Genomic DNA, 17,593 nt, shown 5'->3' with positions numbered 1-17,593 from the left:
CGCTACGTCACAGTTGACGTATTATGTTGACTGTCGACAGTGAGGTTGCGTAGGAGCGCCCCACTCTTGAAAGGGAAAGACACCTATGAGCAACGAAGCTCTGACCATGCGTGGTCCGGTTCATGGAACCAAGGAAGCAAAGCGCGTCGCCGTCGGTTCCGGCGTTGGCGCAGTCATCGAAACCTACGATTTCATCGGTTTCGGCACCGCCGCTGCACTGTACTTCGGTACAGCGTTCTTCCCGGGCGCCGACCCGGTGACCGGCACCCTGGCCTCCTTCGCGACCCTCGGCGTCGGCTTCGCTGCCCGTCCGTTGGGCGGCATCATTGGCGGCCACTTGGGCGACAAGCTGGGCCGCAAGCCTGTGTTGGTCGCGTCGCTCATCCTGATGGGCCTGGCCACTTTCGCAATCGGCCTCCTGCCCACCTACCAACAGGTGGGCCTCCTGGCTCCGGCACTCCTTGTCCTGGTCCGGGTCATCCAAGGCCTGGCCTTCGGCGCTGAATGGGGTGGAGCGATCCTGATGAGCTACGAACACGCACCGTGGCGCAAGAAGGGCCAATTCACGGGCATTGTTCAGGCCGGCTTCCCCGTTGGCCTCCTGCTCGCCAACCTGGTGTTCCTCAGCAGCGTGGGGCTCGGCAGTGAGTGGGCATGGCGTGTGCCGTTCCTGGCCAGCATCGTGCTGGTTGCCGTCGGCCTCATCATCCGTTCAAAGGTTCCGGAGTCCCCGGTCTTCGAGGACGTCAAGTCCAAGGGCGACATCGTGAAGTCCCCCATCATCGAGGTCATCAAGACCGACTGGCGCAACATCGTCCGCGGCATCGGCCTTCGCATCGCTGAAACTGCCGGCTACGCCGTGTCCGTGACGTACATGATTTCCTACCTTCACACCAACAAGCTGGCGGACAAGACCGAGACCCTGGTGGCCCTCTGCATCGCGGCAGGCATAGGCATCTTCGCTACCTACTACTGGGGCAAGCTCACCGACAAAGTAGGCCGCCGCCCTGTCTACATCTGGTCCACGGCGTTTGCAGTCGTCTTTGGTATCCCCATGTTCATGCTGGTCAACACCGGACTGTTCTTCCTGATCATCGCCACGATCGTGGTTGCCTACGCCGTCTGCCAGAACTCCCTCGCCGGCGCCCAGGGTGCGTGGTTCCCGGAGCTCTTCCAAGCCAAGACCCGTTCCTCCGGGGCGTCGCTGTCCTACCAGATCTCGGCCATGGTCTCCGGCTTCACGCCCTTCATCACCACCTTGCTGTTCGTCAGCATGGGCTGGATGGGCCCGGCCCTCTTGTTCAGCGTCTACGCAGCCATCGGACTGTGGGCAGCACTGATCACCCGGGAAACCTGGGGCAAGCGCGAGCGTGAGCTCGCCAAAGAAGCCGCCAGCAAAACACCCCAGACGGTAAACGCCTAAGCACCACTCGACGTCGGGCGCGTTCTCCCCATCGGCACGCGCCCGACTCCGGAAGGAATCCAATGACTCTCTCATCAGTTGAAACGGCCGCCGTTTCCGCTCCCACGCAGGAGCGCATAGGTCGAATCCGTGCCGCCGCCTACCGCATCCGGCACCACGCCCTGAACATGGGTGAGGTCCAAGGCCAGGGCTACGTTGGCCAGGCGCTCGGAGCGGCGGACATGCTCGCCTCCGTTTACGCCGACCAACTTAATTACCGAGCCGAAGACCCGCACTGGGAGGGCCGCGACAGGTTCCTGCTCTCCACCGGGCACTACGCGATCGGGCACTACGCAGCGCTGGCTGAAGCCGGGATCGTTCCGGTGGCCGAACTCGAAACGTACGGCTCCGATGACTCCCGCCTGCCCATGTCAGGCATGTCCACCTATACGCCCGGCATGGAAATCTCCGGAGGTTCGCTGGGGCACGGCCTGACCATCGCCGTCGGCATGGCCTTGGGGCTGCGTCTTCAGGGCTCCGCATCCCGTGTCATCAACTTCCTTTCCGACGGTGAACTTGATGAGGGCTCCACGTGGGAAGCCGCCATGGGTGCGCACCACCACCAACTGGGCAACCTGACCGCCATGGTGGACATCAACGCCCTGCAGGCCGATGGTGCAACCAACACGGTGCTGCGCACCGAACCGGTCACCGAGAAGTGGGAATCGTTCGGCTGGTTCACCCAGCGCGTGGACGGGAACGACGTCGGTGCGCTGCTGGCGGCGTTCGACAACATCGCCTCAGTTTCCGGTCCGGTCGGGCGACCGTCCGTGATCCTCTGCGACACCAAGGTGGGGCGGGGCGTCCCGCTCCTGGAAACCCGGGAAAAGGCGCACTTCATGCGCATCGAAGAAAACGAGTGGCAGATCTGCCGCGACCAGCTGACCGCAGGATACGAAGGGACGGCTTCAGCATGAGCACAGTTACGACGGCGGCTGCCGCAGTTTCGATTGGGAAGCCGAAGCTGAAGACCTCGGCCATGATCGCGTCTTTCGCGGACCCCGGGCAGAAGACCACATCCGCTCCTTTCGGGCACGCGCTCGTTGCCGCAGCGGAAGCTAATCCGAAGATCGTGGGTTTGACCGCTGACCTGGGCAAATACACGGACATGCATATCTTCGCCAAGGCGTTCCCGGAGCGCTTCTTCCAGATGGGGATGGCCGAGCAGCTGCTGTTCGGAGCCGCGGCGGGCATGGCGGAAACCGGACTGATCCCGTTCGCCTCCACCTACTCGGTTTTCGCCGCCCGACGCGCCTACGACTTCCTTTGCCTGGACATCGCCGAACCGAACCTGAACGTCAACATCATCGGCGGTTTGCCCGGGCTCACCACGGGCTATGGCCCCAGCCACCAGGCCACCGAGGACATGGCGATCTTCCGCGGCATGCCCAACCTGACCATCGTGGACCCCTGCGATTCCGTGGACATCGAGCAGGCAGTTCCCCAACTCGCTGCATCTGAAGGGCCGACGTACCTGCGCCTGCTCCGAGGGAACGTGCCCACAGTGCTGGACGAGTACGACTACACGTTCGAGCTCGGCAAAGCCAAGGTCCTGCGCGGCGGGAACGACGTCGTCTTTGTATCGTCCGGCCTGATGACCATGCGTGCCTTGCAGGCGGCGGATGCGTTGGCGAAGCACAACGTGGATGTGGCCGTGGTGCACACTCCCACCATCAAACCCTTCGACGCCGCCACCGTGCTGGCAGAACTGAACACGGACCGTCTTGCCGTCACGCTGGAGAACCACACGGTTGTTGGCGGTCTGTTTGAAACCGTTGCATCCGCCGTCGTCACCGCCGGTCTCGGGAAGCGTGTGGTGCCCATCGGCCTTCCGGACCAGTTCCTCGACGCCGGCGCGCTGCCTACGCTGCACGAACGGTACGGCCTGTCCGTGGACCGGATCGTGGCCAAGGTGCTGGCGGAACTCGGCTGAGTTTCTTTGGGAATGCGGGACGGCCATGACTGCCCGTCCCGCACTCCTGCCCGTAGTATCGACAGTTAACACCGGACTGTCAGCAGTCGCCCATAGAACCGAGGACACACCATGGCCACCGCATCCCTGCTGGGACTTGAGAAGAAGAGCCTGCGCGAACAGGCGCTCGCAGCACTGCGGACCGCCATCACGAGTGGTGAACTCGAACCCGGGCGGCACCTCGTGGAAACCGAGCTGTCGGAGATGCTCCAGATCAGCCGCGGCACGCTCCGGGAAGCCCTGCGCCAGCTGGAACAGGAAGGCCTCATTTCGGCCGGGGCGCGCGGCCGGATGTCCGTCCGGCACCTGGACGTCAAGGAAATCCGGGACATCTTCGCCGTCCGCGGCGTCCTGGAATCGCTGGCTGCCCGGACCTTGAGCGACATGCCGGACAAGGAGGCCGCGCTGGCAGAGTTGCGTGCCGCCGTCGACACCATGGAAAAGGCCGCCAAATCGTCCCTGGAGGAGCGGATCGAATCCGACCTCGAGTTCCACCGCACGCTCTGCCGCCTGTCCGGTAACGAAACCCTGCTGCACTCGTGGGAATCCTTGGAGGGTTCCATCCGGATGTCCATCATGTTCGCCGGGTTGGAACGCGCAACCCGGAACATGAGTGTCGGGCGGCATCACGACATTGTCGCCGCCATTGAGACCGGGAATGCGGCCAAGGCACGGGAGACGATCATCGCGCACATGGATGGTGCCGCGGAGAATTTGGTCGGCTGAGCTCTAGCGCGTTCCTAACCCGCTTTGCCGTTGTTGGGCAACGACGTAGGAGCGGGGCAGCGACGGGCTTAGGCGCCGGCGGCCTTCAGCAGGTGATCCGGCAGACGGTTTCCCGGAGCCCGGCCACGGATTTCCAGCAGTTCACGGGCGTGGGCGTGCAACTTCTTGTCCTCGTCAGACACCGGCACCCATGCTGGAATGGGCACCGAGGTTCCCGTTTCGTCGCGTGCCACCATCACCGTGAGGCAGTACGTGGTCAGGTTCATTTCGCGGGTCTTCGGATCACCGGAACGGACGTGGACGGCGACGTGCATGCCCTTGGCACCGGTGTAGACAAGTCGCGCTTCGACCTCCACGACATGACCGATCAGCAGCGGCCTGTAGAAGCGAACGCCGCCTGAGAACACGGCCACAGTATCTTTGCCGCAGTATCGCGAGGCGCACACGTAGGCGGCTTCGTCGATCCACTTCATGACGATGCCGCCGTGGACCTTGCCGCCCCAGTTCACATCAGTGGGGGACGCCATGAACCGCAGGGTGACGCGCTCGGCGGTCCCGGCGTCGGTATATTCCTGTGCGTTCATCGCGTTGACGATCTGCTCGCGGACCTCGATGCGTGCCAGTGCGTGGTCCCGTTGCTCGACCTCTTCAGGAGTGGACGGCTCAAACTGGGGGACGGGAATCGGCTTGCCGTCCGGACCCACCGCTACGAAGATCACCATGCATTGGCTGTGCATCGTCTCCGGACCGCCCTTGGGGTCGCGCGAGCTGACCACGGTGTGGATGTGCATGGAGGAGCGGCCCGTGTAAACAATCGTGGAGGTTACTTCCACCATGTCTCCGCTGTTCACCGGATCGGTGAAGTGGATGTTGCCCACGTAGGCCGTGACGCAGTAGGACTTGGCCCACCCAACCGCCGCGGCGTACGCCGCTTTGTCCACCCACTCGAGGACGGTGCCGGCGTCGACCGACCCGCTGTGTCCGACGTCGGTGGGTGCCGCGAGGAAGCGGAGGGTCACTGAATTGGCGGCATCATCGCTCATGTTCCGAAGTTTACTGTCGGAAGGTTTCTGTTACGTGACTGAGTCAATCCCGGCTGTCGCAGCGACCAGACGCATCAGGTGCGCTGGAGACCCAGGGTCGCAATCAGATCCTCGTGCAGCTCGAACCAGGCCCGATGAAACGAATCGCGATCCGTGGCAGTCAGCCAGGCCGTACTCTCTGGAGCTTTCCTCAGTGCTCGCAACAGGCGCTCGGCGTAGCCGTCGAATCGAGGCAGCACACCGGTCAGCTGATCCTCCAGTGGACGCCATGCTGCCGAGGCGCCGATCAGCTGGTTCCCGCGAAGGTGCTGTACGAAACGAAACCAATCACCCCGGCGTCGATTAATTCGGACTCCACCACCGCACGATCCTGGGCGAAGCGCGTCGCTACTGCCTCCGTATCAGCGAACCCAAGGAGCCGTACTGCATGCAGCGTGAGAAGAGTCACGAGCCGTCCACCACCGTGACAGTTCCTCGCGCCCCGTCTACCGCCAGTTGGCTTCCGTCGATGAGCGTTTCGAGCGCGTCCCGGACCCCGAGCACTGCGGGAATCCCGTACTCCCTGGCCACAATCGCTGCGTGGGACAGCATTCCGCCGGTCTGTGTGACAACGGCTGAGGCCATGCCGAAGAGGGGTGTCCAGGCGGGATCGGTGGTGCGGCAAATAAGCACGTCTCCGGTTTGGAAGCGGCCGAATTCGTCAGGTCCGTGAATGAGCCGGGCCGGTCCTTGGATAACTCCGGTACTGGCGCCGACTCCGGTGAGGATGGTGGGCATCTTGTTGACAGTAGCAGCGAAACAGAGGCAGGGGCAGGCTGGTTTGCACTCTAAATGAGAATCAATATCATTTAACCCATGCCTTATCACCTCACCCTCAAAACCCCTGCCCCGACCACCCTCAGGCGTGGCCTATACGCTGTGCCGATTGCCGCCGTCGGACTTTCAGCCCTGTTGCTGACCGCTTGCGCCGGCCCCGGCAGCTCGGCCGGCACAGCAGGTGACGCGCCGCCTTCAGCATCACCTGAGCCCAACGCGAAAGAGGCCGGAGCACCAGCGCCGCGTCTCGTCTACACGCACGACGCCGGCATTTCGGTTGTGGACGCAACGTCACTTGAGCCGGTGGGAAGTGCGGAAATGTCCGGCTTCAACCGGCTCAATCCTGCCGGCGACGGGCGGCATGTCTTCGTGTCCACCGGGGATTCCTTCCGACTGTTCGACGCAGGCGCCTGGACCGAGCCGCATGGCGATCACAGCCATCATTATGTGGCAGACCCCAAGCTGACCGAGCTGGCCTTTGAGGCGGATAAGGCCGGCCACGTGGTGTTGCACGCAGGCAAGACCGTGCTCTTCAATGACGGCTCGGGCAAAGTGGAGAGCTTCGAAACCTCCGCGCTGGCCGCTGCCGTAGAGGATGGAAAGCTGCCTCCGACGGATGTGTACACCACGCCGGAGGCGCACCATGGGGTGGCTGTTGAGCTGGAGGACGGCAAGCTGCTGGTGACCCTCGGAAATGAGGAAGGGCGCTCGGGCATCGCAGTCCTGACGGTCGGCAAGGGGCAGGATCGCACTGAAGTGGTGCGTAACGAGGAATGCCCCGGCGTTCACGGCGAGGCCGTAGCCGCGGGTGAAGCTGTGGTGGTTGGTTGCGAAAACGGGATGCTGATCTACAAGGACGGCGCGATCACCAAGGTCGCCAGCCCCGATGCCTACGGTCGGATGGGAAATCAGGCAGGCTCGGAAAAATCCCCGGTGATCCTGGGTGACTACAAAGTGGACAAGGCGGCCGAGCTCGAGCGGCCCACCAGGATCTCCTTGGTCAACACCGAAACTGCCAGCCTGCAACTCGTGGACATCGGCACCAGCTACTCCTTCCGCTCACTCGGCCGCGGCCCGGCGGGCGAAGCGCTGGTACTCGGTACGGATGGCGGGCTACGGGTCATCGACCCTCTCTCCGGCGCCGTCACATCCTCCATCCCCGTAGTGGCCGCCTGGGAGGAGTCCACAACATGGCAGGACCCGCGCCCGACGCTCTTCGTCCAGGGTTCGACGGCGTTCGTCACCGAACCTGCCTCGCAGTCACTTCACGCTGTGGACCTGAAGTCCGGCAAGGTGACCAAATCGGCGAAGCTCCACCATGTCCCGAATGAGCTCACCGGCGTGACGGGCTAGGACCCTCTCTCACGACCCGCCACTTAAACACCTAACGCTCTCTCACGACCCGCCACTTAAACACCTAACGCTCTCTCACTTTCTTTGGGGAAGTGAGGGAGCGTCCGGGGGAATGGGGTGTTTCGTGAGAGAGCGTCCGGGGCTTATGCGAGGACGCGGAGCTTCGATCCCTTTCGACCGAAGAGTGCGGCGTCGGCTGAGATCCTGCCCGCGCCCGCGAGTGCGAGTGCCAAAGCTGCGCCCGCGAAGAGCAGCACCAGTTCGTACCCGCCGTTGGCGACAAAGACGCCGGCCGGGGCGTGCACCAGGAACAGTGCGCCGAGCATGTCTATCGCCAGAAGGGCAGCAAAGACGCGCGTGAGGAAGCCGATAATCAATGCGATGCCGCCTACGAGTTCGAGGGTTGCGACGATCGGGGCGACTGTGGACGCGCCCGGAACTCCCATTTGGGCGAACGATGCCTGGGTGCCGGCGATGGTGAATTCGTTGAACTTTTGCCAACCGTGCGCGGCGAAGAGAAATCCTGCTATGACGCGCAGGATGGTCAGGGCTGTGGTGGTCAAGCTGGATTTGTTCATATCTTCAACCCTTATGGAAGTAAGTTGAAGTGTCAACTAATCGTGGCCCATTGTGACGAAGACCGCGAACTACCGGACTTCGGGTCGCTCTAAATACCGGGTGTCGGGATCGCCGAATCCAAACTGCCGATAGAGCCCATGGGCGTCGCTGATGTGCAGCATCCAGCGGAAGTTGGCCCCCGGCCCGGCGTCGATCATTTCCGCCACCATCGCTTTGCCCAAGGCCTGGCCCCGGGCGGACTCGTGGACGTACACGTCGGCGAGGTAGGCGATGGCGACGCCGTCGGAAAACGCCCGCGCGTAGCCCACCATGGCGCCCGTCCCGGCGTCGTAAGCCCCCACAATCCGCCAGGCGTTTTCCAGTTGGGCCTCGACGTCCGCCCGCGTGCGCCACCTGGCCCAATAGACGTTGTTGGAGAGCTCGGCCCAGAGCCAATCGCGATCCACGCGGTCCTTGTCAGTGGAAAGAACGTACGTCATCGTGCAGTCCCTTTGGCTTGTATTCGGCGCTTCCTTGGCGGCTTCTGCAGCCACGGTTGAAGCAAACGGGTAGTGATCGGCAGGAAGATATACGTCATCAGCGGGGTCAGGATGACGATGTTGAGCAGTACCGCGAGGACCAATGGCCAATGCTGGGTCACAGGGTGCAGCAGGAAGTTCGCCAACAGGCTAAGCGGGAAGAACGGCAGGAAAATGCTGATGGCCTGCTTCCAGCGGGGTGGCGCGACGGTCTCGGGGACCACCACCGAAACATCACCGGGCCGCGAAAACCAGCCCTCGATTCCCGTGTGCCGCTCCACCCGGGTGGTCTCCATCATGTCCCTGGCGCTGTCTATCCACCAGCGGCGCTCCTCGGAATCTTCCCAAGCCTGCAGCGCGCCTGCGTCGGCGAAGCGGTACAGCATGTGCCACTCGTTCGAGCCCGCGCCGTTTCGCACCCACCCGGATCCGAGGTAGCCGGGCCATTCACGCGCAAGTTCCTGGCCCGCGTGCGCCCACGCATTTGCCTGCCGCGTATAGCCGGGAAGGATAGTGCGGGCCACGGAAACTGTGACGGGATGCTCGTTGGACACGGCCTCAAATGTACCCGCCCCGTGGCCCACTAGGCTGGTTTAGTGCCTGAGACCACAACCATCACACCCCGCTCCAACGCCCGCGAGATCCTGCGCCTGGCGGTTCCGGCCTTCGGCGCCCTGATCGCCGAGCCACTGTTCCTCCTGGCCGACTCCGCGATCGTGGGCCACTTGGGTGTGGACCAACTGGCCGGCGTTGGGCTCGCCTCCACCATTTTGCACACCGCCGTGGGGCTCATGGTCTTCCTGGCGTACTCGACGACGCCGGCAGTCGCCCGCGCGATCGGCGACGGCAAGCTGGGGAAGGCTTTGGCAGCAGGGCGCGACGGCGTTTGGCTGGCGCTGCTGCTCGGATTGGCGCTCGCGGCGATTGGCTTTGTTGCCGCCGAGCCGCTGGTGGGTTCCATGGGCGCGACCGGGGATGTGCGCGCATTCGCCGTCGACTACCTGCGGTGGTCCATGCCCGGCCTGGCCGCCATGCTCTTGATCTTTGCCGGGACAGGCGTGCTCCGCGGACTCCAGGACACCCGCACGCCGCTCCTCGTAGCAACGGCGGGGTTTGCGCTGAACATCGCCCTCAACTGGTTCCTTGTCTATGGGTTGAACCTGTCGGTTGCGGGTTCGGCGATCGGCACAAGCATTGCCCAGTGGGCCATGGCCGCCGTCTACCTGGTGATGGTCAGCCGGAACGCGCGGCAACACGGCGTGTCCCTACGGCCCGACTGGCATGGCATCAGGGCGATGACAAGAGTCGGCTCTTGGCTCATGCTTCGAACGCTCAGCTTGCGCCTCGCCATCCTCGCTACCGTCCTGGTGGTCACCGCGCAAGGTGCCGTCAACCTGGCAGCGCACCAGTTGGCCATGACAATCTTTTCCTTCCTCGCCTTCGCCCTCGACGCACTGGCAATTGCCGCGCAGGCCCTGGTCGGCAAGGAACTCGGTGCCAGGAACGCTGGCCGGGTCCGGGAACTGACGCGCACCATGGTCCGCTGGGGCCTCGGATTCGGCGTGATCACAGGGGTCTTGCTGGCGCTCGCGGCACCCTGGGCGGGCTACCTTTTCACCGCCGATTCCGGCGTCCGGTCCGCTTTGACCGTTGCGCTGTGGGTGCTGGCACTCGGGCAGCCACTGGCCGGGTACGTCTTCGTCCTCGACGGAGTCCTCATTGGCGCCGGTGACGCGCGCTATCTGGCGATTGCCGGCGTCGTTAACCTGGCCGTTTACTTGCCGCTGCTGTACGCCATCCACCAAATAAGGCCCGACGGCGAGGCGGGGCTGCTGTGGCTGTGGGCCGCCTTTGCGCTGGGCTACATGCTGGCCCGTGGCGTGACGTTGGGATTGCGGGCAAGGACAGATCGCTGGATGGTGCTGGGTTCGCACTAAACTGGACGGGTGACTCTCCCAACAACTCCCGCCAAGACTTCTTCTGCCGCTGCGGCCGGGCTCTGGAAACCCGTGCTGATCCGTGCCACGGTTGCGCTGATCTTCGGGGCCGTCACTATCTTCTGGGCTTCGCCGTCGGTGCAGGTCCTTTCCTGGGCCGTGGGGTTGTACCTGCTGGGAACAGCTGCGGCCCTGTGGCTGTCGCGGGCCCTGCCGATTGCCGTTCCCGTGGTTGTCGCCGCCGGCGGTGCAGGCGCCTTGGCCACCCAGTCGGATGCGGGCGTGGCTTTATCGGCAATGCTGGCGTTGCTGGTGCTGGGCCTGCTTGAGTTGGTCCACGGCCTCCGCAAGCGGGACGCGGTAGCCCGCGACTGGCTTTTTTCCGGAATTATTTCCGTTGGCACCGCTGTACTGCTGCCGTTCTTCACCTCGCTGGGGGCCCATGCGTTGCTTGGGGTGGCCGGCGGCGGCGCCATCCTTTCGGGAGTGCTGTGGATGCTCTCCGGGTTGACCCTGAGGCACGACGCCCGGACGGGTGCCGCTGGGTCCGCAACGGCCTCTGCGCCGGGAGCTTCGCCCGAGGCCGTAAACTAGTAGCTGGACGTTCTACTCGCTGTAGAACTTTTGCAGACCGGCGGAACACCAACCGCCATCATTGGAGGAATGACCGTGGCAGACCAGACACCAGGAGAACCGCGCAAGATGCGGACCTCGGTCAAGGGACCCCTCATGTTCTCCGCGTTCTTTGCAGTACTGGCCTTCGTGGCCGTACTCATCTTCGCTTCGGGCGGCAGCGCACGGGCTCCGCGGTTCGACCTCGCCTTCACCGGCGCCGGTATCGCCTTCATCGTGAGCCTGGTTGTTGCGGCCATGCTCTCCATGAGCCACAAAGAGAACGCCGACTATCTCGGCAAGGGTTCGGGTGCGAACCTCAGTTCAAAGCGCGGCCACGGTTCGCCTGGTTCACCCGATTCACCCGATGAGACCGAAACGCCCGACGCCGGCCGGTAACTTTCAAGCGCTTCTCCACCGAGGTGGGGGAGCGTTTCTTGTTGCACCCACGCTGCCCTTTACCGGCCGGAACTGTGCCCGCCCCGCCGTTCTGAGCCTGCAAGGCATTTCGCTGGAGGACCGCCGGGGGTAGGGTGAGCCGCACGGCAAGCGGCAGGACGACGTTTCTTGGGGGAACAGATGGCTTCATGGCGGGAATCCGTGGATCAGACGGCGCAGGATGATGTGGATTCCCTGCTTAGCGAGGCCTTACCTTTCGCCGTTCGCTGCCTCACCGCCTACGGGGAGCTGTATCCGTTCGCGGCGGCGATTAAGGACGACGGTGAACACGTGTACCTTGCCACGGAAACAATGTTGTCCGATCAGCACCTACCGGCCCAGTCCGTCATCGCGGAATGTTACGAAGCGCTCGCCGCACAGCGGGAGGACTTAAGGGCCGCCGTCGTTGTTTCAGATGTCCGGCTTGCCGGGCTGGGTGGTGATGCCATGCACTTTGCCTTGGAACACTTGGCCGGCTTCGCGCTGGGCCTGGTTCAGCCCTATCTCCTGATTCCAGGCAGGGACGTGAGCCTCGGACGTATGTCCTTGGTGGCAGGAGACCGGGTCACCTGGCCGGAGAGTGCGGCTTAGCCCAGCAGGGCATCCGCGAGGTCGTCGGTGGGCGTGTCCGGGGTTTCCGGTTCCTCAGCTTCTTCCGACGGAGCCTTTCGCGGTTTGGTGACCACGACCATCAAGATGGCGCTGCCGATCAGGCCGAGAGCCCACCAGGGGAAGCCGGGATCCAGCGCCTGGCTGGGCACCAACTGCGCGGCGTCGCCCGAAGGCGCATCGATTCGCTCACCGCGGACCAGCAACCGGTGGCTGTTGATGCCCTTTGGTGTGCACGTGACGAGCGTGATCAGGTCCTTTCCCGGAACTTTCCGCAGGTCGTCGGTGTTCTCGGGCAGAACCGTCTTGATCTGGCCCACTTTGTAGTACAGCGTCTCACCGAGCACCGTAACGGAGAAGACGTCTCCCTCCTTTACCTTGTCCAGGTTGTCGAAGAGCGTGGCATTGACGAAGCCGGAGTGGGCGGTGATCACGCTGTGCGTGTCCGCTCCGCCCACAGGCAGTCCCGAGCCGAAAAGGTGCCCGGCCCCTTTGGCCAGCGTGGAGTCATCAGTGTCGTGGAATATCGGCAGATCGGCGTGGATCGAGGGGATGCTGATACGTCCCATCATTCCCTCGGGCCCGACATCCAGCAGCTTCTTGTAGGCTTCCGAACCGGCCCCGACGACGGTTTGCTCACCCTTGTCGTTCAGGGAATATGGATCGCGGAGGGGTCCGTTGGGAAGTTCTCTGTTGAACTGGCGTGCCTCTTCCAGCAGGGCTTCCTGCGCGGATGGAGCGAGGTTCTTGACCGTGTCCGCATAGCCGCTGATCTCTGTGGCGTGAACCCGGTCTGAGAACCAGGCCGCAGCAGTTGGGTACAACAAAACACCGATGCCCAGGATGGCTGCCACAACAATGAAGAGGCGCTGCCGGGTCCATGCGTCGCGGAGTTTTCGCTGCGGCTGCAGCCGGGAAAAGGGGGGCTGTGTCATTGGGATCCTGGGGAGGCTTGTGCTGGGTTGGCAGGGGCTTACTGGTGTAAACAAAGTGGGGAAGACCGCATGTAAGCGTTCTTCCCCACTTCGGTGTTCGTGCTGTGGACCGTTGAAGCGGGTCCTCAGGTTCTAGCTGTTGTTGTCAGCGCTCCGGCGTGAGCGGACGAACAGCAGTCCTGCACCAACTACCAGCAGGGCGCCGGCTGCGTAGAGAACGCCGGTTCCCACACCACCGGTGAGGGGCAGCTGGAAGCCGCTGTTGGACGGTACGTTCTTGACCTGCAGGTCAATTCCCACCGCGGTGCTGGCGGAGTTGATCAGGAAGGAAACCGGCTCGGCGAGCAGTTCGTAGCCTGCCGGTGCGGTGGTCTCCACCAGGTAGTAGGTGCGGTAGTCGGGCGAGCCCGGTGCTACTGCAGCGCCGTTGGCCCAGTCAGAGTAACGCAGGCCCGAGAGGGTCAGGGTGCCGTCTGCTGCAACCGTGAAGGTGGTCTTGCCGTTAAGGCTGATCGGGTTGGTGCCGGCCTTCGCGTCAGCCTGGTTGGCGTAGACGGAGAAGGAAGCGCCGGACAGGGCTGCACCGTTCTGGTCAACCTTCTTGAGCGTCATTTCGCCCCACTTGGTGACAACCGGGGGAGTGACAATCGGGCCGCCGGGCTGGCCGGGGGTAGCGGTGAAGCTGCCTGCGTTGGGGTAAACCGTAGCAACGTTCTCGATCTCGCCGATGGTGTTGACGGTGGTGTTGACAACAACCTGGACGCTGGTGGCGTTGTGAGCGGCGAGGATCAGGCGACCGGCCGGGGTGAAGACGATGGAGACGGTGTTGGTGGCAGCATCGAAGGCAACGGTGTAGTCGGTACCCGCAGTGATAACCGTGCCGTCAACCAGTGTGGCGGTAGCGCCGACGTAGGTCAGCTTGCTGTCCAGCTTGTCCACGATTTTGTAGCCATCGATGACGGCTTCGTTCGGGATGTCACCGGTGATGGTGAAGTTCACGGCATCGCCAAACTTGACGGCCGGAGCGTCGGTGACGGTCTTCGTTGCACCGGTCACGGAGTTCTTGGGGTAGACGTTGACGTCATAGATCCAGTTGTTCTTGTTGTTCGGATCAGTCAACGGTACGGAGACCAGGAACGGGGCCGACGGCGTGACGCCTGCGGGGTAGTTGGTTTCCGTCACCAGGTACAGGCCGACCGGCAGGCTGCCGAAAGCGGCGGTTCCCGCAGCATCGGTGGACTTGGCCTGTGCGGTGCCCAAGGTGTAACCCGCGCCGGTGATGGAACCTGTGGGGTTGGCAGCTGAGAAGGTGCTGCTCAGGGTGTTGGCTTTGTCCCACCCTGCGTTGGTTGAGAGGTCGATGGTGTTGACCTGCTGGATGGTGAATTCGATGCCCGCCAGCGGCTTCAGGCCGGTGGTGTCAACGGCTGTGCCGTTGTTGGGCAGGCCCGTGGGGGTGGCGGGCCGCTCGAACTTGTGAACGGTGATGGAACCGGTCTTGGTGCCGTCAACCAACGGTGCGGCCGAAGCTGGAGCGACGGAGAAGGACATTGCCAACACCGCCCCGGCAATGGTGGCGGCGGCGGTCTTCCAAAGACGCCGGGAGAGCGGATTACTCACTTGTATCCTCTTTCTTTTTTGATGGTGCGATGCTCTGGAGCGAACATTCAGGGAGTTATGGTCCAGCTGGAGATCAGTGGACCAGGTTGGAGTCAGGCGGATACGCGGGTTCGCGTTCGCCTCACGTTGGTGAAAGCCAGGGCGGCACCGGCAGCCAGGAGCAGTCCCGCTCCGCCTGCTGTGAAGGGCCACCAGCCGATACCTCCGGACTCGGGCAATTTCAATGCCGGGACGTCACGGACGGTCACAAGGTAGATGCCGTTGGCGTCTGAGTCACTGGCAGTGACAACGCCGGAACCGCTTCCCTTACCGAGTGTCACAGCCCCATTGGCGGCTACGGTGAACTGCACCGGTTCTGCCAAGAGGTTGAAGCCGGTGGGAGCCGTGGTTTCTTCAAGCCAGTACACGCCTGGCTCGATGCCTTCGAGTTGGAACTGTCCGGTCTGGGACGGGACGGGTGCCACGGTGTAGGTGGCATTGACTGCCCCGGGAAGGCCGTTGGCGTCGCTCAGGATGGACCACGTGGAGCCAGCCATGGGGACCCACGTTGCGTTGGCCGACTCGCCGACCTTTTCGATGAGGACCTTGGCAGGTGTGTGGTGGGTGGTGGAGCATTCAGGTGCCAGCGGCGTGACGTTGGTGGCGCATCGGACGGGGTTGACGCTGCCGGTGCCTGTAACGACGTTGATCAGCTTTGCGCTCCATGCGTCCTGCTTGACGGCCACCTTGTAGGTGAGTGTGGCGGTTTGTCCGGCAGGAAGGGTAAAGGGCTGGGTGGTCAGCGTCGTCGAACCGGCCGCTGGATTGGCAACTGCTATTGGGGTGGCCGTTCCGATGGTCAGAACGGCTGAGCCGGGAACAAAGGTGGCCTGGTCCAGGACGTCGGCAAGGTTATCGGTCAGGACAACGCCGTTGATCTGGCCGCGGTTGCTGGTGGCCGTCACGGTGTAGCTGATCGTGTCACCGGGCTTGACGGACGTATCACCGGTGGAAGCCTTGCCGTTGACTGATGCGGTCTTGGCGATGGTCCATTGGGGGTCGACGGGGGTGGTGACGGTTGCCGAGCATCCAACTCCGGGAGAAGGCGGACACGCGGGGTCCACAGTGGGGACCTGTGTGGTGGAACCCGTAACTGGGTTCGGGCCGCCGCCGGGCATGTTGGGAACTGACGTCTGCGCGGCCGGAACGATGGTGGCCGTGTTGGCAATGTTGCCGGTAGTACCGGCCGCGACGGTGCCCTTGATGGTGTACGTCAGCGTACCGCCGATGTTGATCCTTACCGTCCCGGAAACGCTTCCTGTTCCGCTGGCGGCGTTGCACGCTGTAGGTCCGGCAGGGGGGAGGTTGGACGTTCCTGCTGCCGTCACCGCACAGGTCCAGGTTGCGCCTTGGATGGAAGCAGGCAGGGGATCGGTAAACGTGGCGTTGATGGCGTCGCTCGGTCCGTTGTTGTGGACAACCACCGTGTAAGTGATGGGCTGGCCAGGGATGTATGCCGTCAGGTTGACGCTCTTGGTGATGGACAGGTCAACCACGGGCAGAACGGTAAGGGGCGCGGTTCCAGGGGAGTACAGCCCCGTGATGGTGGGGAAGTTGTTGGTGCAGTTGGGAATGGCAGAGCCGTTGTTGGCCACGCATCCGGAGTTGTTGTAAACGCCGGGGGTGTTGCTGGTGACCGTCACCGTAATGGTGCAGGAAGCGCTGCCCTGAGCCAGGTTTCCGGTCACATCGACGGTGCGGCCCGAGACGGTTCCGGCTGTGCGCACACAGGTGCCACCGAGCGAGCCAACAGCCGTCAGGCCGGTGGGGAGCGTATCAACGAAGTGCCAGCCGTTCTTGGCCATCAAGTCGCTGGTGTTGGTCACCGTGTAGGTCAAGGTGGTGTTTTGACCTTGGTACATGCTCGTCGGGTTGAAGGCCTTGTCCAGTTGCGGTGTCACATCCACCAGTTGCGGGAGGTCGAATCCGACGTCGTTGCCGTTACCGTTCGCCGTGAGGTTCCGTACCCGGATGCCCAGCGTGGGCGTTGTGCCGGTCAGCGGAACCTGGATGGCGCCGGACTGCAGCTTGGCCACGCTGAAGCTGCTCCCGTTATAGGTGATGTTCTGCCGGCTGGCGTCCGTACAGGGATCGAGGTTTGCGCCCACGACAGTTGGTACGCCGTTGACCAGGATGGAGAATTCCTGGCTCGCATGGCTGGCGAAGCAACTGGTGGCGCCGAAGATTCCGGAGACCGCGTAGTAATGCCCGGCAACCGTGGGGATGCTGTTCTTCGTGGTCTGGAGCTGGATCCCCGCCGCCTGGAGACCCGTGACGCTGTTGGTGTACTCGCTGAGGATCTGGTTTTGTGCCGCTTGCGTGTCCGTCATTCCTTGGTAAAGGCCCATGGCGTGAGCCATCTTGCCCAGTTCAGTGAATGCAGTATTTCGTCCGCATTGGTCGTTGGTCAGGATGTTGAGGAGACCGCCATTGGTCGGCAGCGGCGTTCCTTCACGCATGATCCAGCCGTTGCACTCCTGCGCACCCGGAAGCCAGGCGGGATCGGCCGTGTACTGCTCGTTCTGCGCCGCAGCACCGCCAACGTAGGAGCCAAGGGGAATCGGAGCCGTTGCTGCGCTCTGGTTGGAGAAATCTTCGCTGTATATCAGAGTGCCCGGCTGGGTCACCCCCGGGGATCCAGGAAGTGCTGCCACAGGTGTGGGAGCGCTTACCACTCCGTAAGCGGTCATCCCTACCAGAACAAGAAGCACGCATGTCAGGAGTCCCAGCACTGTATGTGCGGGCCCACCACCCAGCCTGCCCCGAACACGAGCACGTGTGTGCTCCGATTGCTTCCGCATGCGATTCCTTTTCCCTGGCGCCCTCGCCGGGCGAACTCCTTGGGAGCCGCCCGAATTTTCTTTCTGAGGGGTAGGTAGGGCGGGTTGGGGAATCGTGTTGCAGGACTAAATGTGACGTTAGTCACACCAAGGG

General features: G+C 63.2%; 18 protein-coding genes. 9 read left to right on the top strand and 9 right to left on the bottom strand.

Annotated elements, in window-relative coordinates; genetic code table 11:
* Nucleotides 1–85 precede the first annotated feature (85 nt).
* From J2Y68_RS10860 to J2Y68_RS10845, 4 genes are all read left to right on the top strand, one after another.
* Nucleotides 86–1,423 carry an MFS transporter gene (locus J2Y68_RS10860; RefSeq protein ID WP_309993189.1) on the top strand — a complete coding sequence of 446 codons (1,338 nt, stop codon included), beginning with the start codon at nucleotides 86–88 and terminating at the stop codon, nucleotides 1,421–1,423.
* Between the two features lie 62 nt (nucleotides 1,424–1,485).
* Complete coding sequence (locus J2Y68_RS10855; RefSeq protein WP_309993186.1) at nucleotides 1,486–2,379, top strand: transketolase; 894 nt, start codon at nucleotides 1,486–1,488, stop codon at nucleotides 2,377–2,379.
* A complete protein-coding gene (locus tag J2Y68_RS10850) occupies nucleotides 2,376–3,395 on the top strand; it encodes a transketolase family protein (protein ID WP_309993183.1) in 1,020 nt (339 codons plus the stop codon). Before J2Y68_RS10855 ends, J2Y68_RS10850 begins: the two co-directional genes overlap by 4 nt.
* A gap of 111 nt (nucleotides 3,396–3,506) precedes the next feature.
* On the top strand, nucleotides 3,507–4,160 hold the full coding sequence (locus J2Y68_RS10845; RefSeq protein WP_235518223.1) for a GntR family transcriptional regulator: 654 nt from the start codon (nucleotides 3,507–3,509) through the stop codon (nucleotides 4,158–4,160).
* Between the two features lie 68 nt (nucleotides 4,161–4,228).
* Here J2Y68_RS10845 and J2Y68_RS10840 read toward each other — a convergent pair whose 3' ends face one another.
* The 3 genes from J2Y68_RS10840 to J2Y68_RS10830 all read right to left on the bottom strand — a co-directional run bounded on the left by J2Y68_RS10840 (nucleotide 4,229) and on the right by J2Y68_RS10830 (nucleotide 5,980).
* Nucleotides 4,229–5,203 carry an acyl-CoA thioesterase gene (locus J2Y68_RS10840; RefSeq protein WP_309993180.1) on the bottom strand — a complete coding sequence of 325 codons (975 nt, stop codon included), beginning with the start codon at nucleotides 5,201–5,203 and terminating at the stop codon, nucleotides 4,229–4,231.
* Between the two features lie 286 nt (nucleotides 5,204–5,489).
* On the bottom strand, nucleotides 5,490–5,651 hold the full coding sequence (locus tag J2Y68_RS10835; RefSeq protein WP_309993177.1) for a hypothetical protein: 162 nt from the start codon (nucleotides 5,649–5,651) through the stop codon (nucleotides 5,490–5,492).
* The gene (locus J2Y68_RS10830; protein WP_309993175.1) at nucleotides 5,648–5,980 is read right to left on the bottom strand and encodes a PEP-utilizing enzyme; all 333 of its coding nucleotides are present in this window, start codon (nucleotides 5,978–5,980) and stop codon (nucleotides 5,648–5,650) included. The genes J2Y68_RS10835 and J2Y68_RS10830 overlap by 4 nt, the downstream gene beginning before the upstream one ends.
* A gap of 78 nt (nucleotides 5,981–6,058) precedes the next feature.
* Between J2Y68_RS10830 and aztD the strand changes: the two genes are divergently transcribed.
* Nucleotides 6,059–7,372: a zinc metallochaperone AztD gene (gene aztD, locus J2Y68_RS10825; protein WP_309993174.1), complete on the top strand. Its 1,314-nt coding sequence runs from the start codon at nucleotides 6,059–6,061 to the stop codon at nucleotides 7,370–7,372.
* A gap of 143 nt (nucleotides 7,373–7,515) precedes the next feature.
* Here aztD and J2Y68_RS10820 read toward each other — a convergent pair whose 3' ends face one another.
* From J2Y68_RS10820 to J2Y68_RS10810, 3 genes are all read right to left on the bottom strand, one after another.
* Nucleotides 7,516–7,950 carry a DoxX family protein gene (locus J2Y68_RS10820; protein ID WP_309993172.1) on the bottom strand — a complete coding sequence of 145 codons (435 nt, stop codon included), beginning with the start codon at nucleotides 7,948–7,950 and terminating at the stop codon, nucleotides 7,516–7,518.
* Nucleotides 7,951–8,019: 69 nt separating this feature from the next.
* Complete coding sequence (locus tag J2Y68_RS10815) at nucleotides 8,020–8,430, bottom strand: GNAT family N-acetyltransferase (RefSeq protein WP_309993170.1); 411 nt, start codon at nucleotides 8,428–8,430, stop codon at nucleotides 8,020–8,022.
* Complete coding sequence (locus tag J2Y68_RS10810; protein WP_211710143.1) at nucleotides 8,427–9,023, bottom strand: antibiotic biosynthesis monooxygenase; 597 nt, start codon at nucleotides 9,021–9,023, stop codon at nucleotides 8,427–8,429. The genes J2Y68_RS10815 and J2Y68_RS10810 overlap by 4 nt, the downstream gene beginning before the upstream one ends.
* 42 nt (nucleotides 9,024–9,065) lie before the next feature.
* Between J2Y68_RS10810 and J2Y68_RS10805 the strand changes: the two genes are divergently transcribed.
* From J2Y68_RS10805 to J2Y68_RS10790, 4 genes are all read left to right on the top strand, one after another.
* The gene (locus J2Y68_RS10805) at nucleotides 9,066–10,406 is read left to right on the top strand and encodes an MATE family efflux transporter (RefSeq protein ID WP_309993167.1); all 1,341 of its coding nucleotides are present in this window, start codon (nucleotides 9,066–9,068) and stop codon (nucleotides 10,404–10,406) included.
* 9 nt (nucleotides 10,407–10,415) lie between these two features.
* Complete coding sequence (locus J2Y68_RS10800; RefSeq protein ID WP_309993164.1) at nucleotides 10,416–11,000, top strand: DUF308 domain-containing protein; 585 nt, start codon at nucleotides 10,416–10,418, stop codon at nucleotides 10,998–11,000.
* Nucleotides 11,001–11,069: 69 nt separating this feature from the next.
* A complete protein-coding gene (locus J2Y68_RS10795; protein ID WP_309993161.1) occupies nucleotides 11,070–11,417 on the top strand; it encodes a hypothetical protein in 348 nt (115 codons plus the stop codon).
* A 180-nt stretch (nucleotides 11,418–11,597) separates the two neighbouring features.
* Nucleotides 11,598–12,047: a hypothetical protein gene (locus J2Y68_RS10790; protein WP_309993159.1), complete on the top strand. Its 450-nt coding sequence runs from the start codon at nucleotides 11,598–11,600 to the stop codon at nucleotides 12,045–12,047.
* Here the strand turns inward: J2Y68_RS10790 and J2Y68_RS10785 are convergent.
* The 3 genes from J2Y68_RS10785 to J2Y68_RS10775 form a co-directional block, all read right to left on the bottom strand.
* On the bottom strand, nucleotides 12,044–13,000 hold the full coding sequence (locus tag J2Y68_RS10785; RefSeq protein ID WP_309993157.1) for a class C sortase: 957 nt from the start codon (nucleotides 12,998–13,000) through the stop codon (nucleotides 12,044–12,046). The genes J2Y68_RS10790 and J2Y68_RS10785 overlap by 4 nt on opposite strands.
* A gap of 132 nt (nucleotides 13,001–13,132) precedes the next feature.
* Nucleotides 13,133–14,620, bottom strand: a complete 1,488-nt coding sequence (locus J2Y68_RS10780; protein WP_309993155.1) for a SpaH/EbpB family LPXTG-anchored major pilin — start codon at nucleotides 14,618–14,620, stop codon at nucleotides 13,133–13,135.
* Nucleotides 14,621–14,712: 92 nt separating this feature from the next.
* A complete protein-coding gene (locus tag J2Y68_RS10775; protein ID WP_309993153.1) occupies nucleotides 14,713–17,349 on the bottom strand; it encodes a DUF7927 domain-containing protein in 2,637 nt (878 codons plus the stop codon).
* Between the last annotated feature and the right edge of the window lie 244 nt (nucleotides 17,350–17,593).

Origin of the sequence: Paenarthrobacter nitroguajacolicus, assembly GCF_031455195.1 — a bacterium.
Classification (GTDB): Bacteria; Actinomycetota; Actinomycetes; order Actinomycetales; family Micrococcaceae; genus Arthrobacter; species Arthrobacter nitroguajacolicus_D.
The sequence above is the reverse complement of the archived record's forward strand: the minus strand, read 5'-3'. Positions and strand labels throughout refer to the sequence as shown.